Origin of the sequence: Chelatococcus composti (genome assembly GCF_014201415.1) — a bacterium.
Classification (GTDB): domain Bacteria; phylum Pseudomonadota; class Alphaproteobacteria; order Rhizobiales; family Beijerinckiaceae; genus Chelatococcus_A; species Chelatococcus_A composti.
In genome coordinates, this window is record NZ_JACHEH010000002.1 from 599,060 (window position 1) to 624,425 (window position 25,366).

Sequence of the window (25,366 nt, forward strand, 5' to 3'; positions counted from 1 at the left end):
GGAGCAGCACATGTCGCTGAAATCGCGCACCGCCGTCGTCACGGGTTCAACGAGCGGCATCGGGCTCGCCATCGCCCGGGCCCTCGCCGCCGAGGGCGCCAACGTCGTCATCAACGGGTTCGGCGAGCCCGCCGCCATCGAACGGGAGCGGGCGATGATCGAGCGCGAGTTCGGCGTCAAGGCGGTCTATTCCGGCGCTGACATGACGAAGCCGGCGGAGATTGCCCAGATGATCGCCGATGCCGAGAAGGCCTTCGGTTCCGTCGACGTGCTCGTCAACAACGCGGGCATCCAGCACGTCGCGCCGGTCGAGGAATTCCCGATCGAGAAGTGGGACCAGATCATCGCGATCAACCTTTCCTCCGCCTTCCATGCCATCCGGGCAGCGGTTCCGGGCATGAAGGCGCGCCGCTGGGGCCGTATCATCAACACCGCCTCGGCCCATGCCCTCGTCGCCTCGCCCTTCAAGTCGGCCTATGTGGCGGCCAAGCACGGCATCGCCGGCCTGACCAAGACCGTCGCCCTCGAGGTTGCGACCTACGGCATCACGGTGAACGCCATCTGCCCCGGCTACGTCTGGACACCGCTCGTCGAGAAGCAGATCCCCGACACGGCGAAGGCCCGCGGCATCAGCGAGGCCGAGGTGAAGGAGAAGGTGCTGCTCGCCAGCCAGCCGACGAAGGAGTTCGTGACGGTGGACGAGGTGGCGGCCTATGCCGTCTTCCTTGCCTCGGACGCCGCGCGCTCCATCACCGGTGCGCTCGCCACCATCGACGGTGGCTGGACAGCCGAATGAGCGGCCGCGCCCGCAAGCGCGCCGAGGGGCCGGCGGGCGGCCTGCCCGGCATCGCCGGTCCCAAGGCGGAGAAGGGGATCTGCCTTGCCCTGCAGGGCGGCGGCGCCCACGGTGCCTTCACCTGGGGCGTCCTGGACGCGCTGCTCGAGGACGGGCGCCTTGCCATCGAGGCGATGTCGGGCACGAGCGCCGGCGCCATGAACGCCGTCGTGATGACCCAGGGCTTTATCGAGGGCGGCATCGAGGGCGCCCGGCGCCACCTCGAGACCTTCTGGCGTCGCGTCAGCCGCGATGCGGCCCTGCCGCCGCTGCAGCGCTCGCTGGTCGACCGGATGCTCGGCATCTGGGGCGGGGGTGACGAGCCGCCCGGCCTGCTGTGGTTCGACATGGTGTCGCGCTTCGCCAGCCCCTACGACTTCAACCCGCTCAACATCAACCCCCTGCGCGACCTCATCGAGGAGCTGATCGACTTCGAGAAGGTGCGTGCCTGCAACTCGGTCTCGCTCTTCATCGCCGCGACCAACGTGCGCACGGGCAAGATCAAGGTCTTCGAGCGTCCGGAGCTGACGGCCGACCACATCATGGCCTCGGCCTGCCTGCCCATGGTCTTCCAGGCGGTCGAGATCGACGGCGTGCCCTACTGGGATGGCGGCTACATGGGCAATCCCGCGCTTTTCCCGCTGTTCTACCGCACGGTGAGCGACGATGTGCTGCTCGTGCAGATCAACCCCATCGAGCGGGAGGAGACGCCGCGCACGGCCCGCGAGATCCAGAACCGCCTGACCGAGATCACCTTCAACGCCACGCTGCTGCGCGAGATGCGCGCCATTGACTTTGTCACCCGCCTCATCGACGAGGGCAAGCTGTCGAAGGACGAGTACAAGCGGGTGCTCATGCACCGCATTGACGCCGACCTGCTGATGAAGCGCGTGACGGCCGCCTCGCGCCTGTCGGCGGACTGGAGCCTCCTGCAGCGCCTCGCCGACTTCGGCCGACAGGCGGCTCGCAAATGGCTCAAGGAGAACTATGATGCCGTCGGCGTGCGGTCGACGCTCGACCTGCGCCGCGAATTCGCCTGACGAAGCGGGAGGGGACCGGCCATGAGCGACTGGCCGCATCTTGCCGCAGTTCCCGGCGGCACCGTCGAGATCGTGGTGGGGGACATCACGGGCCTTGCTGTCGATGCCGTGGTCAACGCCGCCAATCGGACGCTGCTCGGCGGTGGCGGCGTCGACGGGGCGATCCACCGTGCCGCGGGGCCGGAGCTTCTGGCCGAATGCCGCACGCTCGGCGGCTGCGAGACTGGAGAGGCGAAGATCACGCGCGGCTACAGGCTGCCCGCCGCCCATGTCATCCACACGGTCGGTCCGGTCTGGCGCGGCGGCGGCGAGGGCGAGGAGAGGCTGCTCGCCGCCTGCTATGGCAATGCGCTCGCCCTCGCCCATGCGCACCGGCTCGCGCGCATCGCCTTTCCCGCCATCTCCACCGGCATCTACGGCTTTCCGCCGGAGAAGGCGGCACCGATCGCGGTCGGCACTGTGCTCGCGTGCCTGCCGGAGGTCGTCGTGGAGCACGTCATCTTCTGCTGCTTCTCGCCCGCGAGCGCCGAGCTGCATCGCGAGGCGTTGGAACGGCTCGCGCGGTGATTCAGACGCTGCGGAAGACCCAGACGCTCGTCCTCTTGATCTCGTTGTCCTCCAGCGCCCTTGTTACCGGCACCTCGTAGGTGGCGATAGGCTCGAGCCGCTCGCGCGCCAGATAGCTGCGGCCGGGGTCGCCGATCAGCACCGTGGCGCCGCGGGCGGCGAGGCGCGACAGCCAGTCGGTGACGGCGGCCGCGAGGTCACGCTCGTAGCAGATGTCGCCGGCGAGCACGCAGTCCCACCCCTCGTCGACGCCGACGAGATCCTCCTGGCGGACGGTGAGCGCGACGCCGTTCGCCTCGGCGTTGACGGCAATGGCCGCCGCAGCGAAGGCGTCGATGTCGCAGGCCTCCACCCGTGCCGCGCCGGCCCGCGCGGCGGCGACGGCCACGAGCCCGGAGCCGGAGGCGAAATCGAGCACGCGCTGCCCGGTGACGACGGCAGGATGATCGAGGACGTAACGCGCCAGCGCCTGTCCGCCAGCCCAGGCGAAGGCCCAGAAGGGCGGCGGCAGGCCCATGGCGCCGAGTTCCTCCTCGGTCTTCTCCCACAGGGCGGTTGCCTCGTCCGCCACGTGCAACACGATTTCCGGAGCGTGGGGCACGGGCAGGAGCCGGGTATGGGCGCGGACGAAAGCCGCCTTGTCGTGGGCGAGCGGTGTCATGGCCCCTCGGCGAGCATGCGGCGGTAGAGCGCCTTGAGCCGTTCCATCACGTGGCGTTCCGTGAAGCCCTCGAGCACACGGGCGCGCGCTGCGGCGCCCATGGCGGCGACGCGCTGCGGCTCGGCTGCGAGCCGGGCGATGGCACCGGCGAGCGCCGCCGCATCGTCGGGCGCCACCACGAGGCCCTCGATGCCGTCGCGCACCAGCGTACGGCAGCCGGGCACGTCCGTCGTCAGGATGGCGCGGCCGCTCGCCGCCCCTTCAAGCAGGGTCCGTGGCAGGCCCTCGCCGCCGCGCGAGGGCAGGCAGGCGACGTGATGCTCGCGCCAGACCCCGGCGATGTCGCGCGTCGGGCCGCGCCAGGCGATGCCGGGCTCCTCAGACCACTGTCTCAGGGTCGCCTCCGGCACTGCCTTGGGGTTGGCCGGGTCCGGCGCGCCGAAGAGCGAGAGCTCCACCGCAACGCCGTCCGCACGGGCGCGGCGGACCGCCTCCACCGCAAGGTCGATGCCCTTCGACCACAGCATGCGCGCCACGACCGCCACCTTCAGCGGCGGCTGCGGCGGCAGCGGCGCCACGGGATAGTCCTCCGGATCGACACCGGCGCCGCCGACGATGGTCACGTTCGGCGCGTGCGGATCGAGTCCGACAAGGCGCGGGTCGTCGTCGTTCTCGAAGAGATAGTGCGTGCCACGGCTTTCGAGCGCGCCGCGGATGACGAGGCGCAGCCCCGCCCGTGCCGCCCGCGCCGCGGCGTCGCGGCGGGCGCCGAGAAAGCCGAGGCCCGTGAGGGCGTAGACGCGCCGGCCGATGCCGGCGAGGCGCGCCGCAAGGCCGCCGAGCACGATGGAGCGCAGGGCGATGGCGTGCACGATGTCCGGGCGCTCTTGTGCGAGCACGCGGCGCATGGCGGCGACGGTGCGCAGGATGGCAAGCGGATTCATACTGCGCCGGTCCGCCTCGAGCGCCACCACGCGGGCGCCGGTCGCCTCGATCACCTCCCGGTGCGCACGCACCCGTGCCACCACCGTCACGGACAGGCCCATCTCACGCGCGGCCCGCGCCATGGGGAGGAAATGGGATGCGAAGAACCAGTCCTCGGTGACGAGGAAGAGCACGGAACGGGGCCGGTCGGTCACGGTGCCTCACGCAGAGCCGAAAAGAAGAGCGAGCGCGGTTTAGCGCGAGCGGACCCGTTTCGTCGAGACAGCCGGGAACACCCCTGTCAGGCCGGGGGCACGCGTATGCTACGCGGAGCTCCCGGCGGCGCCGTTACATCGTCGCGCCGATCTGCCACGGCACGAATTCGGCGTCGCCGTAGCCGAGCAGCTCGGACTTGGAGCGCTCGCCCGAGGCGACGCGCAGCAGTTTCTCGAAGATCTCGCGGCCCTTTTCCTCGATGGAGACACCGTCGAGCACGTCGCCGCAGTTGATGTCCATGTCGTCGATCATGCGCTGGTACATCTCGGTGTTGGTGGCGAGCTTGATCGACGGCGTGGGCTTGCAGCCGTAGGCCGAACCGCGGCCGGTTGTGAAGGCAAGGATGTTGGCGCCGCCGGCGACCTGGCCCGTCGCCGAGACCGGGTCGTAGCCGGGCGTGTCCATGAAGACGAAGCCCTTGGCCGTGACCGGCTCGGCATAGCGGTAGACGCCCGTCATCGTGGTGGTGCCACCCTTGGCCGCGGCGCCGAGCGACTTCTCGAGAATGGTCGTCAGGCCGCCTGCCTTGTTGCCCGGCGAGGGGTTGTTGTTCATCTCCATCTTGTTGCGGGCGGTGTAGTCCTCCCACCACTTGATGAGCTCGACCAGCTTCTCGCCGATCTCGCGCGTGGCGGCGCGGCGTGTCAGCAGGTGCTCGGCGCCATAGATCTCCGGCGTCTCGGAGAGGATGGCCGTGCCGCCGTGCCGGACGAGCAGGTCGGCCGCGGCGCCGAGGGCCGGGTTGGCCGTGATGCCGGAATAGCCGTCCGATCCGCCGCACTGCAGGGCGAGCACCAGCTCGGATGCCGGCACCGTCTCGCGCCGCGCCCGGTTGGCGATGGGCAGCATGTCGCGGATGGCCGCGGCGCCGGCCTCCACCGTCTTCTTCGTGCCGCCGACCTCCTGAATGGTAAAGGAGCGGAAGGTGTCGCTCTCCTCGATGCCGTACATCTCCTTCCAGCGCGCGATCTGGAAGCCTTCGCAGCCAAGGCCCACCATGACGACCGCCGCCATGTTGGGATTGGTCGCATAGCCCCACTGGGTGCGCTTGAGGACCTCGTACCCCTCGCCCTTGACGTCGAGGGCGCAGCCGCCGCCGTGCACGAGGGGAATGACGCCGTCGACGTTGGGATAGTCCTCGAGGATGCCGGAGCGGCGGATTTCCTCGGCCATGAAGCGCGCGACCGTCGCCGAGCAGTTCACCGAGGTGAGAATGCCGATGTAGTTGCGCGTGCCAACCTTGCCGTTGGCGCGCCGGAAGCCCTGGAAGGTCGCCCTCTGCTCGAGGGGCAGGATCTCCTCCTCCCGCGCCGCCTCAGCGAAGCGGTAGTCGCGGGCGAAGTCGTGCATCTCGACATTATGCTCATGCACCCACTCGCCAGGGGCGATGGGCTTTGACGCGAAGCCGATGATCTGGCCGAACTTGATGATGGGCTCGCCCTGGGCCACCGGCGCCACCGCCAGCTTGTGGCCGCGCGGCACGCGCTGCGTGGCCGTGACTCCCTCCACGGAGGTGCCGGGCTCGAGCGCGTCGACGGCGACGATGACATTGTCTGCGGCGTTGAGGCGAAGGGTGCGGGGCGTGACGGGACGATCCATGGGCGTGTTTCCGGGCGGGCCGAGCGGCCTCTGATGGGATTATTTGAAACGTTTTATACTACGCGCTTGCGACCGATGCGAGCCCGGGAAGCGGCCGCTCCCCCGGCCCGCGTTACTCCGCCAGCACAACACCCTTGCGGATGAGGAAGCAGCCGTAGGGGCGCATGTCGCCCACCTGCACGACGGCAAAGGCCCTGCTCGCCGCCTCGTAGAAGGCATAGCGCTCGATGCCGGCGAGGGGCAGCGCCCGGCCGGCCGCCCGGTCTATGACCTGCTGCACCTCCTGCTGTATCGGCGGCAGCGTGACAGCATCGCCCACCACCTCCATGCGCCGCACGGGGTCGTCGACGAAGGTGTCGATGGGCAGCAGCGACAGCACCGCTTCCGCGGCACACGCCATCGTGAGGCCGGGCATGCGCACGAGCCTGCCCGAGGTGGTGCGGCGCGCCACGGTCTCGGCCGGGAAATTGGCATCGACGAGGGCGAGGTCGTCGCCGTGACCCATGGCGGCAAGCACCCAGAGCAGGTCGGGCGTCAGAAGCGGATCGAGGCCTTTGAGCATCATGGTGTCGGCTCCGGCATCGGCAGTCAGGCGGGCGTCGGGGCGTCGGGGGCAAGCAGGCCCTCGCTCTTGAGGTCGCTCCACAGCGCCGCCGGCGGTGCGGCGGAAATGGCGGCGACGTTGCGGCTCACCTCCTCCGGCGTGACGCCGCCGAGCACGAGGCTCGCGACGGCCGGATGCCCCAGCGCGAAGTGCAGGGCCGCATGGGCGAGGGGGACGGAATGCGCCCGGCACACGGCCTCGATGCGGCGCACCTTGTCCATGATGTGGTCGGGCGCGGGGGCATAGTTGTAGCGGGCCCCCGGCACCGCGCCGGTGGCGAGGATGCCGGAGTTGAACACGCCGCCCAGCATGACGCCGATGTTCTTCTCCTGGGCCAGCGGCAGGAAGCTCTCGAGCGCCGGCTGCTCCAGCAGGGAATAGCGCCCCGCCAGCAGCATGCAGTCGAAATCGCCGGCGCGGGCGAAGCGTTCGCACATGTCGGCCTCGTTGATGCCGACGCCGATGGCCTTGATGACCTTCTGGTCACGCAGGTCGGCGAGGGCGCGGTAGGCGCCGTCCATCGCCTCCCTGAAGCGGGCCTCGATGGCGTCCGGCCCGTGGGTCCAGACATCGACATCGTGGATGAGCAGAACGTCGATGCGGTCCGTGCCGAGGCGCAGCAGCGACTGCTCGAAGGAGCGCATGGCGCCATCGTAGGAGTAGTCGAAGGAGGCCCTGTGCGGCAGGCCGCCGGCAAAGCCGGGTGCTGCCACATCGCTCCTTGCCGGCGCCGCAGGCGGCTGGCGCGGATCCATCACCCGCCCGACCTTCGTCGACAGGACGAGGCCGTCGCGCCGGTGGCGGCGCAGCGCCGTGCCGCAACGGTGCTCGGCAAGGCCGTTGCCGTAGTGCGGCGAGGTGTCGAGCAGCGTGATGCCGGCGGCAAGGGCGGCTTCGACGGTGGCGATGGCCGTGGCGTCGTCGAGCCGCGCATAGAGATCGCCGAGCGGCGCGGTGCCGAAGCCGAGGACGGTGACGGTGAGGTTGCTGCGTCCAAGCGTGCGTGTCGCCAGGCTCATGGAGGTCCTCCCTAGCCGTTGTAGCCGAACTGGCGCGGCAGCCACAGTACAACATCCGGCACGAGGATCATCAGCGCCAGGGCAGCGACCAGGATCGCGATGAAGGCCCAGATCTCCCGGATGATATCGCGCAGGGGGATGCCCGTCAGTCCGCTCATGATGAACAGCAGGACGCCGTAGGGCGGCGTGATCAGCCCGATCATGATGTTGACGACCACGACGACGCCGAAATGCACAAGGTCGATGCCGAGCTCCCTCGCCGCGGGCAGGAAGAGTGGCACCAGCACGAGCAGCATCGTGGTGGCGTCGAAGAGGCAGCCGAGAGCGAGGAAGAGCAGGTTGACGAGCAAGAGGAACGTCAGCGGCGACATCTCGATGCCGTGCAACAGGCTCGCCACCTGCTCGGGCAGGCGCTCCGAGGCGACGATGTAGTTGAAGATCAGCGCACCGGCGATGAGCAGCGCCACCACGCTCGTCGCCCTGGCCGATTCCGTGAAGACGGCGAAGCCGGTGCGCAGCGAGAAGTCGCGATAGTAGAACACCGCAAGCCCAAGGGCGTAGGCGGCGGCGATGGCAGCGGCCTCGGTCGGCGTCGTCGCGCCCCCGTAGATGCAGTAGAGAAGAATGACCGGCATCAGCAGGGCTGGCACGGCCTGGGTCGTGGTGCGCGGCAGCTCGCTGAGCGGAATGCCCTCGCCGCGGGGGAAGTTGCGCCGGCGGGCTACGAAGCCGACGAGGCCCATCTGGGCGAGGCCCATGATGAGGCCGGGAATGATGCCGCCGAGGAAGAGATAGCCCACCGAGGTGTCGGACACGACGGCATAGATCACCATCGGGATCGACGGAGGGATGATGGGCCCGATGGTGGCGGAGGAGGCCGCGACGGCCGCGGCGAAGCCGGGCGGGATCTTGCCCTGCCGGATCATCATCTGCGTCACGAGCTTGCCGGGACCTGCCGCATCGGCGATGGCCGAACCGGACATGCCGGAGAAGATGATGCTGACGAGGATGTCGACCTGCGCGAGGCCGCCGCGGAAGCGACCGACGAGCACCTGGCAGAAGTTGAACAGGCGGTCCGAGACGCCGCTGGCGTTCATGATGTTCGCAGCCAGGATGAACAAAGGCACCGCCAGCAGCACGAAGGAATCATAGAGCCCGTTGAGGATCTGCTCGCCGAACAGGCCGATGTCGCGCCCGGTCGCGAAAAGATAGGCGATGGAGGCCACGAACATGGCGAAGGCCACCGGCATGCCGAGGACGGCGAGGCCGAAGAAGGCGACGAGCGTGAAGATGAAGACGGTGCTCACGGCTCTTCTCCGGCGTTCCGGGCGAGCTCTTCCTGCCAGCGGCGCCCGGCGAGCCGCTTGATGCGCAGCCCAGCCATGGCGACGACGGCGACCATGAAGACGCCGAAGATGGAGTAGAGGATGTCGAAGGGAACCCGCATGATCGGGCTCTTCTCGATCGCCATGAAGGCGATGTAGTCGACTGTGCCGGGCAGGGCAGCGAGGAACGCAATGCCGATGAGCCCGGTGAGGACCACAGCGAGGATGCGGCGCGCGGGCAGGGCCAGCCCCTCGAAGATCATGTCGAAAGTAATGTGATCGCGCTCCCGCACGAGGAAGGCTCCGCCCCAGAAGACGATCCAGATATAGACGATGAGCACGAACTCCTGCGTCCAGCTGATGGGATCGTTGAGGACGTAGCGTGCGAACACCTGGACGAGGAAGGCGGCGAACATCGCCGCCAGGAGCAGCGCCCCCACCAGATCGGCGAGGAAGCGCAGGCCCGAGCGCACGGACTGCATCGGCAAACCTTGATGGTGCTGGAGACGGAAAACCGGACGCGCCCGGCGCGTCCGGTGACAGAGGGGAGCGGTGGTTACTTCACCGCGTTGATGCGCTCGACCATGCCCTTGGGCCAGGTCTTGGAGAGGTCCGACTCGAGATAGGCCTTCTGCACATGGGCGCGGAACGCCTCGACGTCGGGCCGGTAGACCTTGAGGCCCATCTGCGCAAAATCGGCGGCGAGCTGGCGCTCCTCGTTGATGCGGCCCTCGTTGTTGAAGGCGACGGCTGCCTGGGCAGCCTCAAGCACGGCCTGCTTCTGCTTGTCGTCAAGCTTGTTCCAGGTGGAGCCGGCGAGCGAGAGGAAGATGGCGTCCACGAGATGGTCGGTGAGGACGATCTGGTTCGTCACCTCGTAGAACTTTGCCGCGCGCACGGTCGGCAGCGGGTTGTCCTGGCCGTCGATGGCACCGGTCTGCAGCGCGGTGTAGATCTCGCCGAAGGCGAGCGGCAGCGGGTTGGCGCCGAGCGCCTTGCCCAGGAACAGCCAGGTGTCTGAGCTCGGCATGCGCAGCTTGACGCCGGCGAGATCGGCCGGGGTCTTCACCTCCCTGTCGCCGCGCAGGTTGAGCTGGCGCGTGCCGAGGTAGCCCACGGCGAGGATCTTGATGCCCATCTTGTCCTCGACGAGCTTGTACATCTCCTGGCCGATGTCGCTCGCAAAGACCTTCTGCTGATGCTCGGGGTCGCGGATCAGGTAGCCCGCCGTGAAGATGGACCACTCGGGTATCTGCTTGGCGATGTCGAAGGCCGAGATCATCGCCATCTCGAGGTTGCCGCGCTGCATCGCCGCCGGCTCGGCGCCCTGCTTGAAGAGCGTGGCGTTGAGATGGATCTCCACGTCGAACTGGCCGGGCGCGCGCTTCTCGAGCTCCTCCTTGAAGACGGGCAGCATCTTGGCGTGCCAGTCGGAATCGACGGCGGGCGTGGAGATGCGCAGCTTGATCGGATCGGCGGCGAATGCCTGGCCGGCGGCGAGCGCACCGGAAAGGGCAAGGCCGAGGACGAGCCGGCGGCTCAGCGAAAATGCCATGGTGAGATCCTCCCGAGACTCTTCTTGAGCGCCCTTTCCGGGCGCGATCGTGCGCATATTGCCGAAGCGGCGGAATCCTTGCAAACAAAAAACAACCAGCTAACATGTCAGCCGGTCAAGCTGGCCGACAGCCCGTGCCGCGACGATTCCTGCCCGCGTGGGGCGTCTGCCCGACGGCGTGGCATCACCCCTGCCGGGCTCGGTCGTCCGGGGGGCCTTGGCCGATGCCGTCCGTGGCCTTATGGGGGCAGGGCCACCGCCCGGAAACCAGGAGGAGGACGAGATGGAGCGGCCAGCGGATGACGGTGCCCCTCTCAAGCTGCGCGAGAAGGCCTACGACAGCTTCACGCAGCACCTGCTCGCCCGCAACGTGCGTCCGGGCCAGTTCATCTCCCAGCGCGAGCTCGTGGCCCTGACGGACCTGCCGCTCGGCGCCATCCGCGAGCTCATCCCGCGCCTCGAGGCGGAGGGCCTCATCAAGACGGTGCCGCAGCGCGGCATGCAGGTTGCCCACATCGATCTCAACCTCATCCGCGATGCGTTCCAGTTCCGCCTCTTTATGGAGCGCGGTGCCATGGAGCAGTTCGTGCAGACGGCGTCCGACGAGACGCTCGCCGCCGTGCGGCGCCAGCACGAGGAGGTGCTGGCGAGGGCGGAGGCGCAGGGCGACACGCCCGAGATCGTGGCCGAGGGCCAGGCGGTCGACTGGGGCTTCCACGACATGCTGATCGACGCGCTCGGCAACGAGATCATCGCCAAGGCCTATCGCGTCAATTCCATCAAGATCCGGCTCATCCGGCAGGAGCTGGTGCGGATCGACGGCCTTGTGGCCCCCGTGATGCGCGAGCATCTCGGCATCATCGCCGCCATGGAGACGCGCGACCCGCAGAAGGCCGTGGCCGCCCTCTCGGCCCACATCGACAACGCCCGCAACCGCGCGCTCGGCCTGCGCTGACGCCGGCGGCGGCGGCCGGGCTCGCTCCCGCTGCGGCCGCGGGTTGCCGGGCCGGGCGGGGCGCGCTATTTCTGGGACACGCCATTCCTAAATCGTTTCAATCGGCGCCGAGAAAGCAGTTCACAGTGGCTGCGCAGCTGGGTAGGTTTCGCCCGCGGCGCGCGGCGTCGCACCGGGGGGCGCTTTTCACGAAGGCCTCAGGCCTCCAGCAGGAAAGGAAGTGCCGATGCGCGAGGGCCGTCTGCCGCTCATCCACGAGGACCGCCTCTTTCCCGCCGATCCGTCCGCGCGCGCCGTGGCGCGACGGCTCTATGCCCATGTAAAGGATCTGCCGATCATCTCCCCGCACGGCCACACCGACCCGCGCTGGTATGCCGAGAACGAGCCCTTCCCGGATCCGGCCCGCCTCTTCGTCGTGCCCGACCACTACATCTTCCGCATGCTCTACAGCCAGGGTGTGCGGCTCGAGGAGCTTGGCATCCCGACAAAGGACGGCAGCGCGGTCGAGACCGACGGGCGCAAGATCTGGCGCCGCTTCGCCGAGCGCTACCACCTCTTCCGCGGCACGCCCACCCGCATGTGGCTCGACCACGCCTTCGCCACCCTCTTCGACCTCGACGTGCGGCTCTCGGCCGAGACGGCGGATCTCTACTACGACCGCATTGCGGAGCGGCTGGCAGAGCCCGCCTACCGGCCGCGGGCGCTGTTCGAGCGCTTCAACATCGAGGTCATCGCCACCACCGAGAGCCCGCTCGACCCGCTGATCCACCACAAGGCGATCCGCGAGAGCGGCTGGAAGGGGCGCGTCATCACCGCCTACCGGCCGGATCCGGTGGTCGACCCGGAGTTCGACGGCTTCAAGGCCAATGTCGAGGCCCTCGGCGAGATCACAGGCTGCGACGTCTCCACCTTCGCCGGCTATCTGGAGGCGCATCGCAAGCGCCGCGCCTTCTTCAAGGAGATGGGCGCCACCTCCACCGACCACGGCCACCCGAGCGCCCGCACGGCGGACCTGTCGCCCGTGGAGGCCGAGGCGCTCTACAGCCGCATCATGCAAGGCACTGTCACCCGCGAGGATGCGGAGCTCTTCCGCGCCCAGATGCTCACCGAGATGGCGGCGATGAGCCTCGAGGACGGGCTCGTCATGCAGATCCATCCCGGCTCCGTGCGCAACCACAACGCCGGGCTCTTCGCCCGCTTCGGCCGCGACATGGGCGCCGACATCCCGGCCGCGACAGACTATGTCCACGCCCTGAAGCCGCTGCTCGACCGCTTCGGCAACGAGCGCGACCTCACCGTCATCCTCTTCACCCTCGACGAGACCACCTATTCGCGCGAGCTTGCCCCGCTCGCCGGCCACTATCCGTGCCTCAAGCTCGGCCCGGCCTGGTGGTTCTTCGACAGCCCGGAGGGCATGCGCCGCTACCGCGAGCTCGTCACGGAGACGGCCGGCTTCTACAACACGGTCGGCTTCAACGACGATACGCGCGCCTTCCCGTCGATCCCCGCCCGCCACGACGTGGCGCGGCGTGTCGACTGCGCCTTCCTGGCCGAGCTCGTGGTCACCCACCGCCTCGACGAGGATGAGGCATTCGAGCTCGCCTACGATCTTGCCTACCGTCTGGCCAAGGAGGCCTACAAGCTGTGACGACGGCCCGCCTCAACACCGCGCGCCTTGCCGACTTGCCGCCCGACGTGGCCCGTCCGGCCTATGACCGCAAGGCGATGCGGACCGGCATCGTCCACCTCGGCATCGGCGCCTTCCACCGCGCTCACCAGGCCGCCTACACGGACGCTGTTCTCGCCGCCGGCGACCTCCGGTGGGGCATTGTCGGGGCCAGCCTGCGCAGCCCCGATACGCGCGATGCGCTCAAGCCCCAGGACGGGCTCTACACCCTCGCGGTGCGTTCGGGCGAGGGAGAGCGGCTCGCCGTCATCGGCGCGATCCGCGAGGTCGTGGTGGCGCCAGAGGACCCGGCCGCGCTCGTCGAGCGCCTCTGCCACCCGGACGTGAAGGTCGTCACCCTCACGGTGACGGAGAAGGGCTACTGCCACGACCCGGCGACCGGGCGGCTGGACGAGAGGCACCCCGATGTGGTGCATGATCTGGCCAATCTGAACCGGCCGCGCTCGGCCATCGGCTTCCTGGCGGCGGCCATCGCCCGCCGCCGCAGCCTCGGCCTTGAGCCTTTCACCGTGCTCTCGTGCGACAACCTGCCGTCGAACGGCCAGACGTTGCACCGCATCCTCGCCCGCTTCGCGGAACTTGTCTCGCCTGATCTCGGCGTCTTCGTGCGCGACACGATCGCATGCCCCGACAGCATGGTGGACCGCATCGTGCCGGCGACGACCGACGAGGACCGCGCCGCCGTCAGGGCACGGCTCGGCGTCGCCGACGCCTGGCCGGTGATGACGGAGCCTTTCAGCCAGTGGGTGATCGAGGACCATTTCCCCTCCGGCCGCCCGGCCTGGGAGACGGTGGGGGCGACGCTCGTCTCCGATGTCGCGCCTTACGAGGCCATGAAGCTGCGCCTGCTCAACGGCAGCCATTCGGCCATCGCCTATCTCGGCTATCTCGCCGGCTACCAGACGGTGTCCGAGGCCATGGCGGATGCGAACCTCGCCTCCTATGTTGCCGCCCTCATGGACGACACGACGGTGACGCTGGCAATCCCGCCGGGCGCCGACGTCGAGGCCTACAAGCGCTCCCTGCGCGAGCGCTTCCGCAACCCGGCGCTCAAGCACCGCACCTGGCAGATTGCCATGGACGGTTCGCAGAAGCTGCCGCAGCGCCTGCTCGGCACAATCCGCGACCGGCTCGCGGCCGGCGCCGACATCTCCCGGCATGCGCTCGCTGTGGCCGCCTGGATGCGCTACGTCACCGGTACCGATGAGAAGGGCGCCGCGATCGACGTGCGCGACCCGCTGGCGGCGGATCTCGCGGCCATCGCCCGCTCCGCGGGCGGCGAGCCCGCCGAGATTGCCAGGGCGCTCGCCGGGGTCGAGGCAGTGTTCGGCGCCGACCTGCTGCGTGATTCGCGCTTCCTCGCTGCCGTCGGCGGGGCGCTGGAGCGGCTCTACCGGGACGGCGCCCGCGCGACGCTCGCAAGCCTCGCACACGTGTGAGCACCTAGCGTCAGGCACGGCTGCGCGGCCGTGCCGTTAACATTTCGTTAACCATCGGGGCGCACGCTTGCCGGGTCTTGAAGGAGGGTGCGCCATGTCGCTGCCGACTTGGTCCGACGACGAGTTGCGCGTTCCCGGTCGAGACGGGGAGTTACGCACGATCCTGAGGGCCGTGCCCGTCATCTACGACCTGCTCCGGTACACGTACGGCGTCTGGCTCCCACACGATCCGCAGCACGCCGACAGTCTGGTGCGCCTGCACGGCGCGCTCATCATCATGTCGCTGGCCGACCTGCCGGTGCAGGAGCAGCGGCCGGTCGCCCGCCGGCTCGCGGGGCTGATGCGGGCGTGCGGGCTCACCGCCCATCACATCCGCCAGCTCGATGCGGCGGTCGCCCTCGAGCTCATGGCGGTGGTGCGGGCGCAGAACCGCTGCTCGCAGCGCCGGCAGCGGCACCTCGTCTCCGTCATCGCGTCCAGGCTCGGCGCGATGGATTCGCGCGCGGCGGCGGCAGCCGCAGCCTGACGTCAGAAGGCTTTGAAGGTGATGATGGTGCGGGTGTCGGCAATATCGTCGATCGTCTGCACCTTCTCGGCGACGAAATGGCCGATGTCGACGTCGCGGTCCACGTGGAACTTGGCGATGATGTCGTAGTCGCCGGCGATCGAGTAGATCTCCGAGGCGATCTCACGGTCGGCGAGCTCGCGGGCAACCGCGTAGGTCTTGCCGAGCTTGCACTTGATCTGGACAAAGAAGGTCTGCATCCCGCAACTCCTGCCACCGCGGTGGGAGCGAATCAATAGCCGTTGCGGAAAGCTTAGCCGCTCGCCAGCCCCGCCGCCCGCGCGATTGCCCACAGCCCCCGCGTCGCGATGTCCTCGTCGGCGACGACCGTCGGCACGCCGAGCGCCTCCGCCGCGTAACGATAGCGAGCGCCGAGGCCGGCGCTGCCGACGATAACGACGGGCTCGGCCGGCGGTTGCGGCCCGAGCGCGTCGGCAATCTCGGCGCCGATCATGAGGCCGGACATCAGGCTCGGCGCGGCCTCGGGGCCGAGCCTGTCGAACAGGCCGAGCGTGCGCACGCCGAAGAGAAGGTTGAGTAGCGCGCCCGGCCCGCGGCCGCGGGCCTCCTGCGCCATGGCGACGCCCCTGGCGAAGGCGGCGGCATCGTGCGCCGCGCCCTCGCTCATCTGCCGTCCGAGGATGGTGTGGTCCTTCAGCGCGGCGAAGGCCTCTCCCGTCATGTAGGAGCGGAAGTCGAGAATGCGCCCGCCGGCGAGCTGCACCCACTTGCAGTGGGTGCCGGGCATGCACACCAGCCGCTCGCCCGCGCCGATACTCTCCATCAGCCCGAGGAGCTGTGTCTCCTCGCCGCGCATGACATCGGGCGCGCTGCCCGACTGCGAGTCGAGCCCCGGCACCACAAGCACATGGCGCGGCGCGTGCGGCGCGCTCACCAGCCCTTCCACGAGGCCGTCGAGCGTGCAGGGGGTGGTGATGTAGCGCGCTTCGATCCAGCCCTGGCGGCTGCCAACCATGCCGCAGAGCAGGGCGGGCGTATCGGCGCCGGCGCCAAGCTCGCGGCAGAGCTCCTCGAGAAGGTCGCCGTAGGGCCCGCTCATGCGCGTAATGCCGGTGGGGCGGTGGGTCTTGGTGCGGACTGAGCCGTCGGCACCGAAAGCATAGGCCCTGAGGTTGGTCGTCCCCCAGTCGACACCGACGAGCACCGTTTCGCGCATCCGCTGATCCTCCCTCACGCGCGGCTACATGCCGGAAGGCGTGCGCCCTGTCCACGGGCAAGCGCGATTTGCTCGACGCCCCGGAGGACGAAGATTAACCTCTTCGTTGCACTGTTCCTGTAGTGGCGTTGGAAGACTGTCGCGGACGAGGGCATTCCACCGGAACCCTGCTTCGGCCCTCCGGACAGCTTGCGGTACTCGGGGGGAAAGCCCATGGGCGCGTGGTTGATTCGCAAAATTCGCCGGCACGGCTGCCGCGTCCTGCCGGCTCTCGTCATGGCGGCCGGACTTGCCGCCTGTGGCGAGGAGAACACCTATGTGCCCCCGCCGCCGCCGAAGGTTCTCGTCGCAACGCCCGTCGAGCGGCCGGTGACCACCTACATGGAACTCACCGGCAACACCAAGGCCTACAACGCCGTCGACCTCGAGGCGCGGGTGCAGGGCTTCCTCACCTCCATCGACTACAAGGACGGCCAGGCGGTGAAGAAAGGCCAGCGCCTCTTCACCATTCAGCGCGACACCTACGAGGCGCAGCTCGAACAGGCGAAGGCCAGCCTCGAAGGCGCTCTCGCTCGCCAGCTCAACGCCCAGAACGAGTACGACCGCCAGTCGCGGCTGGGCCAGCAGGACTTCGCGTCCAAGGCCCGTGTCGAGGACGCCAAGACGAACCTCGACCAGGCGACAGCGGACGTCGCCGCGGCCAGGGCGAACGTTGCCCTCGCCACGATCAACCTCGGCTATACGGAGGTGGTGGCGCCCTTTGACGGAGTCGTCACGAACCACCTCGTCGACGTGGGCGCCCTCGTCGGCTACGGGGGGCCGACGAAGCTGGCGAGCATCGTCCAGCTCGACCCGATCTACGTCTACTTCAACGTCGACGAGCAGCAGGTGCTGCGCATCAACGAAGCGCTCGCCGCCCAGGGCCGCACGCCCGAGCAGCTCAGGAACGTGCCGGTCGAGATCGGCCTGCAGACCGAGCAGGGCTATCCGCACAAGGGCGTCATCGACTACATCGCGCCGCAGGTCGACCCCGGCACGGGTACGCTGACGGTGCGGGGCATCTTCGAGAACAAGAATCTCGCCCTCATTCCGGGCCTCTTCGTCCGGGTGCGCGTGGCCGTGCACCACACCGACAGGGCCCTGCTCGTCGACGATGCCGCCATCGGCTCCAGCCAGCTCGGCAACTATGTCTACGTCGTCGGTCCCGACGACGTCGTCGAGCAGCGCACCATCACCGTCGGCGCCCTGCAGGAGGATGGCCTGCGTGTCGTCGAGAGCGGTCTGAATGCGGGAGACCGGGTGGTTGTCGTCGGCATCCAGCGGGCCGTGCCCGGCAACAAGGTCGCTCCCGAAAACACCCAGATGACCGGCCGCAACGCCGCCAAGTCCTGAACCTGCGCAACCCGTGGCGCCGCCCCGGGGGCGCCGCCCACGAACGCCGAGGCAGCCCCATGTTTTCGCGCTTCTTCATCGAGCGGCCGGTTCTGTCCAACGTCATCGCGCTGCTGACGGTCGTGATCGGGGCTGTGGCGCTCATGCGCCTGCCCGTCTCCCAGTATCCCAACGTCACGCCGCCGACGGTCGCGGTGTCGGCCCGCTATCCGGGCGCCAGCGCCCAGACGGTGATGCAGACCATCGCCCTGCCCATCGAGCAGCAGGTCAACGGCGTCGAGGGCATGATCTACATGAACTCGACCAGCGGCAGCGATGGCTCCTACAACCTCACCGTCACCTTCGAGATCGGGACCGATCCGGACGAGGCGCAGATCCTGGTGCAGAACCGCGTCTCGGCGGCGCTCGCGCAGCTGCCGCAGTCGGTGCAGGTGCAGGGCGTGAACGTGCGCAAGCAGTCCACGTCGGTGCTGATGTACGTGGTGCTGACCTCGCCGGACAAGCGCTTCGACAGCCTGTTCCTCGCCAACTACGCCGTCATCAACCTGCAGAACGAGCTGGCGCGCGTGCCGGGCGTGGGCAGCGTCGGCATCTACGGCGCGGGCCAGTATGCCATGCGCCTCTGGCTCAACCCCGACCGGTTGCAGACCTTCGGGCTGACGCCGAGCGACGTGATCCAGGCGGTCCAGCAGCAGAGCCAGGAGGTGACGGCCGGCGTCATCGGCATGCCGCCGACGCCCGCGGGCCAGAACTTCCAGTACACGCTCAACGTCACGGGCCGGTTCGAGCGGGCCGAGGATTTCGAGAACATCGTCGTCAAGGTCGACGGCGAGAATGGCGGGCGCATCACGCGCCTGAAGGACGTGGGCCGGGTTGAGCTCGGCGCCCAGTCCTACAGCTATGCCTTCGCCATGCAGGGCCAGCCGGCCGCCGGCATCGGCATCTTCCTGCTGCCGGGCGCGAACGCCATCCAGGTGGCCGAGGCGGTGCGCGCCAAGATGGACGAGCTGGCCAAGACCTTCCCACAGGGCCTCGCCTATTCGGTGCCGTTCGACACCACCACCTTCGTCGAGGCCTCCATCGACGAGGTCTACAAGACGCTGATCGAGGCCGGCGTCCTCGTGCTGCTCGTCATCATGCTGTTCCTGCAGGACTGGCGGGCGATGCTCGTGCCGGCAACGACGGTGCCCGTCACCATCATCGGCGCCTTCGCGGCGATGGCGGCCCTCGGCTTCACCGTCAACATCTCCACGCTCTTCGCCATCGTGCTCGCCATCGGCATCGTGGTGGACGACGCCATCGTCATCGTGGAGGGTGTCGCCCACCACATGGCGCAGGGCATGTCGGGACGCGAGGCCGCCGTGAAGGCCATGCGCGAGCTGACCGGTCCGGTGATCGGCATCACGCTGGTGCTCATGTCGGTGTTCCTGCCGGCGGCCTTCATGCCGGGCCTTACCGGGCAGATGTACCAGCAGTTCGCGCTCGTCATCGCCGCAACCGCTCTCATCAGCGCCATCAACGCCCTCACGCTGAAGCCGACCCAGTGCGCCCTGTGGCTGCGTCCGCCGACGCCGCCGGAGCAGCGCAACTTCATCTACCGCGGCTTCAACCGGATCTATGATGCCTGCGAGCGCTGGTATGCCGGCGTCATCCACCACATGGTGAAGGCCAGCCATGTGATGGTCGTCATCGCGCTCGGCCTGATCGCGCTCGCCTTCTGGGGCATGTCGCGCCTGCCCACCGCCTTCATCCCCATCGAGGACCAGGGCTACATGGTGGTCAACGTGCAGCTGCCCGACGGCGCCTCGCTGGAGCGTACCAACAAGGTGCTGGACGACGTGCAGAAGGTCGTCGCGTCCGTGCCCGGCGTTGACCAGGTCTTCACCATCAGCGGCATCTCGATCCTCGAGAACAACGCCAGCGTGCCGAGCGCCGGCGCCGCCTACGTGGTTCTGAAGGACTGGGCGGAGCGCGAGGACCACCTCGAGCAGGGTCTGCTCGGCATCTACACGGGTCTCAGCAAGGCCCTCGAGGAGAACATCCTCGAGGCGTCCACCGTGGTGATCCCGCCGCCGCCCATCCAGGGTATCGGCAACGCCGGCGGCTTCAGCTTCGTGGTGCAGCTGCGCGACGGCAGCGGCGACTTCGAAAAGCTGCAGAACGTCACCGACGATATCGTGGACAAAGCCAAGTCCCAGTCTGCGGTGAGCACCGCCTTCAGCAGCTTCCGCGCCTCGGTGCCGCAGTTCCACATCGACATCAACCGCACCAAGGCCGAGACGCTCGGCGTCACCGTCGGACAGGTGTTCCAGGCGCTCGAGAACTACATCGGCTCCACCTATGTCGGCCAGTTCTCGCGCTTCGGCCAGGTGTTCCAGATCTACGCCCAAGCCGAAGGGGCCTACCGTCAGACGGTCGAGGCGGTGAAACGGCTGAAGGTCAAGGCGCAGAACGGCGAGATGGTGCCGCTCGGCACGCTCGTCGACATCCGGCCGGTGGAAGGCCCGTCGGTCGTCTCACTCTACAACCTCTATCCCGCGGCGACGATCACGGGCATGCAGTCCGCCGCCTTCAGCTCCGGCCAGGTCATGGCCCTGATGGAGGACATCGCCCGGGAGACCCTGCCGGCCGGCATGGGCTACGAATGGACCGGCATGTCCTATCAGGAGAAGATCGTCGGCGACCAGATCTACTACGTCTTCGGCCTCGCCGTGCTGCTCGTCTATTTCGTGCTCGCCGGCCAGTACGAGAGCTGGATTCAGCCGCTGTCGGTGATTCTCGCCGTGCCGCTCGCCCTGCTCGGCACCGTAGGCGCCCTCGCTGCGCTCGGCGTGGCCAACAACCTCTATACGCAGATCGGCCTTATCCTGCTCATCGCGCTGTCAAGCAAGAACGCGATCCTCATTGTCGAGTATGCGCGCGAGAAGCGGGCCGAGGGGATGGAGATCGTGGACGCGGCGGTGGAGGCGGCGCGCCGGCGCTTCCGGCCCATCCTGATGACGTCCTTTGCCTTCATCCTGGGCGTGGTGCCGCTTGTACTCGCCGAGGGCGCCGGCGCCAACGGGCGCAAGTCCATCGGCATCGCCGTCTTCAGCGGCATGCTGGCCTCCACCTGCCTCGCGGTGCTCTTCGTGCCGTCCTTCTACACGGTGCTGCAACGCCTGGAGGAGTGGTGGGCCGGCCGCAAGGCGCCCAAGGCGGCCTCCGAGCCGCCGGCGGCCGCCTGAGGCCGGCGCGGCCTCGCATGTGGACGAGGCGGCGCCCGTGGCGCCGCGCGAGGTTGGCTTGAGGGGGGCGAGTTTCTATTGTCGCGCCTCCTGCGCCCAACCATCCATGGAAGCCGCATGTCCGACGTTCTGGAACGCATCGCCTCCGTCATTGCAGCCGACATCTCCGCGCGGCCAGCACAGGTCATCGCCGCTGTCCGGCTGATCGACGAGGGGGCGACCGTTCCATTCATCGCCCGCTACCGCAAGGAGGTGACGGGCGGCCTCGACGATGCGCAGCTGCGCAAGCTTGAGGAGCGGCTCACCTACCTGCGCGAGCTGGAGGCGAGGCGCGCCGCCATCCGCGAGGAGATCAGCAGGCAGGGCAAGCTCACCGACGAGCTCGACGCCCGCATCGCCGCCGCTGGCACGAAGGCCGAGCTCGAGGATCTCTACCTTCCCTTCAAGCCCAAGCGTCGCACCCGCGCCGAGATGGCGCGCGAGAAGGGCCTCGGCCCGCTCGCCGAGCGCATCCTGTCCGACCGCAGCGTGGTGCCGGCAGCGCTGGCGGAGAGCTTCATCGGGCCAGAGGTGCCGGACGTGAAGGCGGCGCTCGACGGGGCGCGCGACATCCTGACCGAGACCTTCGCCGAGAATGCCGACCTCGTTGGCCGTCTGCGCCGCTACATGCACGAGAAAGCCTTCGTGCATGCCAGGGTCGTCCCCGGCAAGGAGGAGGAAGGCGCCAAGTTCTCCGACTATTTTGACCATGCCGAGCGCTGGGCGACGACGCCGAGCCACCGGGCCCTCGCCATGCTGCGCGGCCGCAACGAGGAAATCCTGACCGTCGACATCGAGGTCGATGCGGACGATCCTGCGCCGGTGAAGCCGGTCGAGCGCATGATCTGGGCCGCCTACGACATCGCTCCCGAGCGCGGGGAGGCGGACCGCTGGCTCGCCGAGGTGGCGCGCTGGTGCTGGCGCGTGAAGCTGTCGCTGCACCTGTCGGTCGACCTCCTGTCGACCCTGCGGGAGCGGGCGGAGGAGGAGGCGATCCGCATCTTCGCCCGCAACCTCAAGGACCTGCTGCTCGCCGCCCCGGCCGGCTCGCGCCCCACCATGGGCCTTGATCCCGGCATCCGCACCGGCGTGAAGGTGGCCGTGGTCGACGGAACCGGCAAGGTGGTGGACACGACCACCATCTATCCCTTCCCGCCGCGCAACGACGTCGCCGGCGCCCAGGCCGAGCTCGCCGCCCTCATCGCCCGGCACAAGGTCGAGCTCATCGCCATCGGCAACGGCACGGCGAGCCGCGAGACCGACCGGCTGGTCGCCGACCTTCTCGGCAGGCTGCCGGCCGACAGGCGGCCGATCAAGGTGGTGGTGAGCGAGGCGGGCGCCTCCGTCTACTCGGCATCGGAGATCGCCTCGGCGGAGCTGCCGGAGCTTGACGTGTCGCTGCGCGGCGCCGTCTCCATCGCCCGGCGCCTGCAGGACCCGCTCGCCGAGCTCGTGAAGATCGAGCCAAAATCCATCGGTGTCGGGCAATACCAGCACGACGTCGACCAGCACCAGCTGGCCCGCGCGCTCGATGCGGTGGTGGAGGATGCGGTGAACGCCGTCGGCGTCGACCTCAACACGGCTTCGGCGCCGCTGCTCGCCCGCGTCTCGGGCCTCAGTGCCTCGCTCGCCGAGGCCATCGTTGCGCACCGCAACGCGCACGGGCCGTTCCGCACGCGCCGCGACCTGCTCTCCGTCCCGCGCCTCGGCCCGCGCACCTTCGAGCTGAGCGCCGGCTTCCTGCGCATCCGCGACGGCGACGAGCCGCTCGACGCCTCATCGGTACATCCGGAGGCCTACGGCCTTGCCAAGCGCATCGTCGCCGCCTGCGGGCGCGATGTGCGCTCGCTCATGGGCGACAGCGCCGTGCTGCGCAGCCTCGACCCGGCGGCCTTCGTCGACGAGCGCTTCGGCCTGCCGACGGTGCGCGACATCCTGGCGGAGCTGGAAAAGCCCGGCCGTGATCCGCGCCCGCAGTTCAAGACCGCGAGCTTCGCCGAGGGGGTTGAGGAGATCTCGGACCTCAAGCCCGGCATGGTGCTGGAGGGGACGGTGACAAACGTCGCCGCCTTCGGCGCCTTCGTCGACATCGGCGTCCACCAGGACGGGCTCGTGCACGTCTCTCAGCTCGCCGACCGCTTCGTCAAGGATCCGCACGAGGTGGTGAAGCCCGGCGACGTGGTCACGGTTCGCGTGCTCGAGGTGGACGTGAAGCGCAAGCGGATCGCGCTCTCCATGCGCCGGGACGGCGGCGACGCGGCGTCGGGGCCGCGCGGGCCGGCGTCCGGCGCCGACAAGGCGTCGCGCCCGCGGCGCGACGACGACCGGCCGGCCAGGGGCGGCGCCCAGGGGGCTCTGGCCGCGGCGCTCGCCGACGCCATGCGGCGAAAGACGCGGTAGGCGTTCGGGCGCGGCTGCGGCCGGCCATCCCTTCCGCCGCCGCGCGGGGGAAGGGCGAGGCACGAGCCTCACGTGTCGGTCACAGTTCCAGCGTCACCGTCACCGGCGCGTGGTCCGACGGACGCTCCCAGCCGCGTGCGGCCTTGCTGACAGTGGCGCCTTTCAGGGTCGGGACGAGCGAGGGGGCGAGCCACACGTGGTCGAGCCGCCGGCCCTTGTTGGCTGCCGCCCAGTCGGGCGAGCGGTAGCTCCACCAGGTGAAGACGGGCTCGGGCTCCGGCGTGAGGTGGCGGACGGCGTCGACATAGCCGGCCGCCTGCCGCCATTCCTCCAGGCGCGTGGTCTCGACGGGTGTGTGGCTGACGACGTTGAGCAGCGCCCTGTGGTTCCACACGTCGCTCTCGTAGGGCGCGATGTTGAGGTCGCCGACGAGGATGCTTGGCGTGGCGGTGGGCCTTGCCCGGTCGCTCCAGCGCATCAGCTCGTCGAGGAAGGCAAGCTTGTGCGCGAAGCGGGGGTTGAGCTCCGGGTCGGGAATGTCGCCGCCGGCCGGCACGTAGTAGTTATGGATGGTGATGCCGCTCGCCGCCCCCGCGCCGGGGCCGAAGGTGACGGCGAGGTGGCGGGCGTCGTCCTTGCCGCAGAAGCTCATCGATTCCGTCGCCGAGAACGGCAGGCGCGAGAGCGTGGCGACACCGTGGTAGCCCTTCTGGCCATGGAAGGCGATGTGCTCGTAGCCGAGCGCCTTCAGCGCCTTCAGCGGAAAACGGTCATTGGGGCACTTCGTCTCCTGCAGGCAGATGACGTCGGGCTGCACTTCGGCGGCGTGGCGCGCCACGAGATCAAGACGCAGGCGCACCGAATTGATGTTCCAGGTAGTGACGGAGAGCTTCATGCCTCGGCCTTCGGCCTCATCGGCCGCGAGCGATTCGGCCGGAGGGGAAACGGGCCCCGAACTTGGCCTCTGGCGCGGTCCCTTGCAAGGGGCAGGGCGCCGGCCGCTCTCCGGGCCGATCCGGCGCTTCCTAGCGTGGCACGACGTTGACGTCCTGCAGGGCAACGGACGTCTCGTAGCCCTGCGGGTCAACGACAATCCACTGCTTCAGGACGTTGCCCTTCGCATCGAAGATAATCGTCACCTTCGACGTGCCGCCGAGGGTCGAACTGTCCTCGAACTCGACCTCGACCATGCCGGACGGTGCCGTGCGCACGTCGAGAACCTTGACGTCGCGGGCAAGGTCAACCCGGTCCTGCACCAGGAACTTCAGGGGCGTCTGGCCGATGGAGTAGACGTCCTGCGTCCGCAGCTTCTTGTCGCGGATGGCGACGGAGCGGCCGTCGGCGACGATCTCGAGCGTGCTCGGCGGGTTGTACTGGAAGCGCAACTGCCCCGGCCGCTTCACGTAGAGCGAGCCCGTCGCCTGCCGGCCGTCGCCGCTGTACTGCAGGAAGTTGGCCGTGAGCGTGTCGATGCCGTTGAGATAGGCGTTGACCCGGGCGAGTGCCGCCTGCGGACTGGTCGGCACCGTCGCGGCGGGTGCCGGTGCGGCCGGGGCGGGCCTCGCCGCCGTGTCGCTGCCGCTGGTGGCCGGCGCGGGAGCGCGCTCCGTGGGCAGGTCGGCCGGCCGGCGCGGCGGCAGCGGATGCGATGCGGGAAGGGACGCCTGCGGCGCGACGCCGGGCGCAGGCGCGGGGGCCGGACGCGGTGCGGCGGGCTGGGCCGGGGAAGCGGGCCTTGCCGGCTGCACCACCGGTGGATGGATCTGCAGGGGCTGGGCCGCCGCGAGCGTGGCTGCGAGGGCGAGGAGCGGAGCCGAAACGAAGCTTGCGAAACGTAGCGTCTTCATCGTCTTTCCAACGGCCGGTTGCCGGGGGCGGTTCCGGCCGGAGTGGTGCGCCGGCACAATACGCCTGCGCTCGCAGTCAGGTATGCCATTGCTGTGGCGAAAGCGCGACGGCTCATTCGTCGCCACCGCCCGGCGCCTCGACCAGGATCTCGCGTTTTCCTGCGTGGTTTGCGGGTCCGACGATGCCTTCGTTCTCCATGCGCTCCATGAGGGATGCGGCGCGGTTGTAGCCG

At 69.0% G+C, this 25,366-nt stretch carries 23 protein-coding genes; 10 read left to right on the forward strand and 13 right to left on the reverse strand.

Going from position 1 to position 25,366, the window contains the following annotated elements; translation table 11 throughout:
- Nucleotides 1-10 precede the first annotated feature (10 nt).
- From HNQ73_RS06090 to HNQ73_RS06100, 3 genes are read left to right on the forward strand one after another with little or no spacing between them, the layout of a single operon-like run.
- Entirely contained in the window at nucleotides 11-796 is a 786-nt protein-coding gene (locus tag HNQ73_RS06090) for a 3-hydroxybutyrate dehydrogenase (protein WP_183333247.1), read from the forward strand.
- A complete protein-coding gene (locus tag HNQ73_RS06095) occupies nucleotides 793-1,875 on the forward strand; it encodes a patatin-like phospholipase family protein (protein ID WP_183333249.1) in 1,083 nt (360 codons plus the stop codon). Before HNQ73_RS06090 ends, HNQ73_RS06095 begins: the two co-directional genes overlap by 4 nt.
- 21 nt (nucleotides 1,876-1,896) lie before the next feature.
- The gene (locus HNQ73_RS06100) at nucleotides 1,897-2,442 is read left to right on the forward strand and encodes an O-acetyl-ADP-ribose deacetylase (protein ID WP_183333251.1); all 546 of its coding nucleotides are present in this window, start codon (nucleotides 1,897-1,899) and stop codon (nucleotides 2,440-2,442) included.
- Nucleotide 2,443: 1 nt separating this feature from the next.
- On the opposite strand, the gene HNQ73_RS06105 is transcribed toward HNQ73_RS06100, so the two are convergent.
- The 8 genes from HNQ73_RS06105 to HNQ73_RS06140 form a co-directional block, all read right to left on the reverse strand.
- Nucleotides 2,444-3,103, reverse strand: coding sequence for a class I SAM-dependent methyltransferase (locus tag HNQ73_RS06105; RefSeq protein ID WP_183333253.1), 660 nt, complete (start codon nucleotides 3,101-3,103; stop codon nucleotides 2,444-2,446).
- Nucleotides 3,100-4,242 carry a glycosyltransferase gene (locus tag HNQ73_RS06110; protein WP_183333255.1) on the reverse strand — a complete coding sequence of 381 codons (1,143 nt, stop codon included), beginning with the start codon at nucleotides 4,240-4,242 and terminating at the stop codon, nucleotides 3,100-3,102. The genes HNQ73_RS06105 and HNQ73_RS06110 overlap by 4 nt, the downstream gene beginning before the upstream one ends.
- Nucleotides 4,243-4,375: 133 nt before the next feature.
- Nucleotides 4,376-5,902, reverse strand: coding sequence for a UxaA family hydrolase (locus tag HNQ73_RS06115; protein ID WP_183333257.1), 1,527 nt, complete (start codon nucleotides 5,900-5,902; stop codon nucleotides 4,376-4,378).
- Between the two features lie 112 nt (nucleotides 5,903-6,014).
- The gene (locus HNQ73_RS06120; RefSeq protein ID WP_183333367.1) at nucleotides 6,015-6,464 is read right to left on the reverse strand and encodes an RbsD/FucU family protein; all 450 of its coding nucleotides are present in this window, start codon (nucleotides 6,462-6,464) and stop codon (nucleotides 6,015-6,017) included.
- 26 nt (nucleotides 6,465-6,490) lie between these two features.
- Nucleotides 6,491-7,525 (reverse strand): aldo/keto reductase, encoded by a 1,035-nt coding sequence (locus HNQ73_RS06125; protein ID WP_183333259.1) that lies wholly within the window; start codon nucleotides 7,523-7,525, stop codon nucleotides 6,491-6,493.
- An 11-nt stretch (nucleotides 7,526-7,536) separates the two neighbouring features.
- Nucleotides 7,537-8,832 carry a TRAP transporter large permease gene (locus HNQ73_RS06130; RefSeq protein WP_183333261.1) on the reverse strand — a complete coding sequence of 432 codons (1,296 nt, stop codon included), beginning with the start codon at nucleotides 8,830-8,832 and terminating at the stop codon, nucleotides 7,537-7,539.
- On the reverse strand, nucleotides 8,829-9,332 hold the full coding sequence (locus tag HNQ73_RS06135) for a TRAP transporter small permease (protein ID WP_183333263.1): 504 nt from the start codon (nucleotides 9,330-9,332) through the stop codon (nucleotides 8,829-8,831). Before HNQ73_RS06135 ends, HNQ73_RS06130 begins: the two co-directional genes overlap by 4 nt.
- A gap of 74 nt (nucleotides 9,333-9,406) precedes the next feature.
- Complete coding sequence (locus HNQ73_RS06140; protein WP_183333265.1) at nucleotides 9,407-10,405, reverse strand: sialic acid TRAP transporter substrate-binding protein SiaP; 999 nt, start codon at nucleotides 10,403-10,405, stop codon at nucleotides 9,407-9,409.
- Between the two features lie 283 nt (nucleotides 10,406-10,688).
- Here HNQ73_RS06140 and HNQ73_RS06145 point away from each other — a divergent pair, with 283 nt between their 5' ends.
- The 4 genes from HNQ73_RS06145 to HNQ73_RS06160 all read left to right on the forward strand — a co-directional run bounded on the left by HNQ73_RS06145 (nucleotide 10,689) and on the right by HNQ73_RS06160 (nucleotide 15,012).
- Nucleotides 10,689-11,360, forward strand: coding sequence for a GntR family transcriptional regulator (locus HNQ73_RS06145; protein ID WP_183333267.1), 672 nt, complete (start codon nucleotides 10,689-10,691; stop codon nucleotides 11,358-11,360).
- Nucleotides 11,361-11,586: 226 nt separating this feature from the next.
- The gene (uxaC, locus tag HNQ73_RS06150; protein ID WP_183333269.1) at nucleotides 11,587-13,008 is read left to right on the forward strand and encodes a glucuronate isomerase; all 1,422 of its coding nucleotides are present in this window, start codon (nucleotides 11,587-11,589) and stop codon (nucleotides 13,006-13,008) included.
- Complete coding sequence (locus HNQ73_RS06155) at nucleotides 13,005-14,486, forward strand: mannitol dehydrogenase family protein (protein WP_183333271.1); 1,482 nt, start codon at nucleotides 13,005-13,007, stop codon at nucleotides 14,484-14,486. Before uxaC ends, HNQ73_RS06155 begins: the two co-directional genes overlap by 4 nt.
- Nucleotides 14,487-14,580: 94 nt before the next feature.
- Complete coding sequence (locus HNQ73_RS06160; RefSeq protein ID WP_183333273.1) at nucleotides 14,581-15,012, forward strand: hypothetical protein; 432 nt, start codon at nucleotides 14,581-14,583, stop codon at nucleotides 15,010-15,012.
- 2 nt (nucleotides 15,013-15,014) lie between these two features.
- Here the strand turns inward: HNQ73_RS06160 and HNQ73_RS06165 are convergent, their stop codons facing one another.
- Nucleotides 15,015-15,251: an Lrp/AsnC ligand binding domain-containing protein gene (locus HNQ73_RS06165; RefSeq protein ID WP_183333275.1), complete on the reverse strand. Its 237-nt coding sequence runs from the start codon at nucleotides 15,249-15,251 to the stop codon at nucleotides 15,015-15,017.
- A gap of 53 nt (nucleotides 15,252-15,304) precedes the next feature.
- Nucleotides 15,305-16,228 (reverse strand): 2-dehydro-3-deoxygalactonokinase, encoded by a 924-nt coding sequence (locus HNQ73_RS06170; RefSeq protein WP_183333277.1) that lies wholly within the window; start codon nucleotides 16,226-16,228, stop codon nucleotides 15,305-15,307.
- A gap of 213 nt (nucleotides 16,229-16,441) precedes the next feature.
- On the opposite strand from HNQ73_RS06170, the gene HNQ73_RS06175 reads away from it, so the two are divergent.
- The 3 genes from HNQ73_RS06175 (at nucleotide 16,442) to HNQ73_RS06185 (ending at nucleotide 23,286) form a co-directional block, all read left to right on the forward strand.
- Entirely contained in the window at nucleotides 16,442-17,620 is a 1,179-nt protein-coding gene (locus HNQ73_RS06175; RefSeq protein WP_183333279.1) for an efflux RND transporter periplasmic adaptor subunit, read from the forward strand.
- A gap of 59 nt (nucleotides 17,621-17,679) precedes the next feature.
- A complete protein-coding gene (locus HNQ73_RS06180; RefSeq protein WP_183333280.1) occupies nucleotides 17,680-20,847 on the forward strand; it encodes an efflux RND transporter permease subunit in 3,168 nt (1,055 codons plus the stop codon).
- A 117-nt stretch (nucleotides 20,848-20,964) separates the two neighbouring features.
- The gene (locus HNQ73_RS06185; RefSeq protein WP_183333283.1) at nucleotides 20,965-23,286 is read left to right on the forward strand and encodes a Tex family protein; all 2,322 of its coding nucleotides are present in this window, start codon (nucleotides 20,965-20,967) and stop codon (nucleotides 23,284-23,286) included.
- A 79-nt stretch (nucleotides 23,287-23,365) separates the two neighbouring features.
- Here the strand turns inward: HNQ73_RS06185 and HNQ73_RS06190 are convergent, their stop codons facing one another.
- From HNQ73_RS06190 to HNQ73_RS18235, 3 genes are all read right to left on the reverse strand, one after another.
- Nucleotides 23,366-24,181, reverse strand: a complete 816-nt coding sequence (locus HNQ73_RS06190; RefSeq protein ID WP_183333284.1) for an exodeoxyribonuclease III — start codon at nucleotides 24,179-24,181, stop codon at nucleotides 23,366-23,368.
- Between the two features lie 130 nt (nucleotides 24,182-24,311).
- On the reverse strand, nucleotides 24,312-25,133 hold the full coding sequence (locus HNQ73_RS06195) for a LolA family protein (RefSeq protein WP_183333286.1): 822 nt from the start codon (nucleotides 25,131-25,133) through the stop codon (nucleotides 24,312-24,314).
- Between the two features lie 112 nt (nucleotides 25,134-25,245).
- The coding region (locus tag HNQ73_RS18235) for a DNA translocase FtsK (RefSeq protein WP_183333288.1) at nucleotides 25,246-25,366 on the reverse strand (121 nt) is incomplete at its 5' end.

Bases quoted from the DNA above. Each gene is read 5' to 3' on its own strand.
- uxaC (WP_183333269.1), top strand. From the start codon at position 11,587: ATGCGCGAGGGCCGTCTGCCGCTCATCCACGAGGACCGCCTCTTTCCC.
- HNQ73_RS06145 (WP_183333267.1), top strand. From the start codon at position 10,689: ATGGAGCGGCCAGCGGATGACGGTGCCCCTCTCAAGCTGCGCGAGAAG.
- HNQ73_RS06140 (WP_183333265.1), bottom strand. From the start codon at position 10,405: ATGGCATTTTCGCTGAGCCGCCGGCTCGTCCTCGGCCTTGCCCTTTCC.
- HNQ73_RS06135 (WP_183333263.1), bottom strand. From the start codon at position 9,332: ATGCAGTCCGTGCGCTCGGGCCTGCGCTTCCTCGCCGATCTGGTGGGG.
- HNQ73_RS06165 (WP_183333275.1), bottom strand. From the start codon at position 15,251: ATGCAGACCTTCTTTGTCCAGATCAAGTGCAAGCTCGGCAAGACCTAC.
- HNQ73_RS06180 (WP_183333280.1), top strand. From the start codon at position 17,680: ATGTTTTCGCGCTTCTTCATCGAGCGGCCGGTTCTGTCCAACGTCATC.
- HNQ73_RS06170 (WP_183333277.1), bottom strand. From the start codon at position 16,228: ATGCGCGAAACGGTGCTCGTCGGTGTCGACTGGGGGACGACCAACCTC.
- HNQ73_RS06160 (WP_183333273.1), top strand. From the start codon at position 14,581: ATGTCGCTGCCGACTTGGTCCGACGACGAGTTGCGCGTTCCCGGTCGA.
- HNQ73_RS06115 (WP_183333257.1), bottom strand. From the start codon at position 5,902: ATGGATCGTCCCGTCACGCCCCGCACCCTTCGCCTCAACGCCGCAGAC.
- HNQ73_RS06175 (WP_183333279.1), top strand. From the start codon at position 16,442: ATGGGCGCGTGGTTGATTCGCAAAATTCGCCGGCACGGCTGCCGCGTC.
- HNQ73_RS06120 (WP_183333367.1), bottom strand. From the start codon at position 6,464: ATGCTCAAAGGCCTCGATCCGCTTCTGACGCCCGACCTGCTCTGGGTG.
- HNQ73_RS06125 (WP_183333259.1), bottom strand. From the start codon at position 7,525: ATGAGCCTGGCGACACGCACGCTTGGACGCAGCAACCTCACCGTCACC.
- HNQ73_RS06190 (WP_183333284.1), bottom strand. From the start codon at position 24,181: ATGAAGCTCTCCGTCACTACCTGGAACATCAATTCGGTGCGCCTGCGT.
- HNQ73_RS06100 (WP_183333251.1), top strand. From the start codon at position 1,897: ATGAGCGACTGGCCGCATCTTGCCGCAGTTCCCGGCGGCACCGTCGAG.
- HNQ73_RS06095 (WP_183333249.1), top strand. From the start codon at position 793: ATGAGCGGCCGCGCCCGCAAGCGCGCCGAGGGGCCGGCGGGCGGCCTG.
- HNQ73_RS06185 (WP_183333283.1), top strand. From the start codon at position 20,965: ATGTCCGACGTTCTGGAACGCATCGCCTCCGTCATTGCAGCCGACATC.
- HNQ73_RS06105 (WP_183333253.1), bottom strand. From the start codon at position 3,103: ATGACACCGCTCGCCCACGACAAGGCGGCTTTCGTCCGCGCCCATACC.
- HNQ73_RS06090 (WP_183333247.1), top strand. From the start codon at position 11: ATGTCGCTGAAATCGCGCACCGCCGTCGTCACGGGTTCAACGAGCGGC.
- HNQ73_RS06195 (WP_183333286.1), bottom strand. From the start codon at position 25,133: ATGAAGACGCTACGTTTCGCAAGCTTCGTTTCGGCTCCGCTCCTCGCC.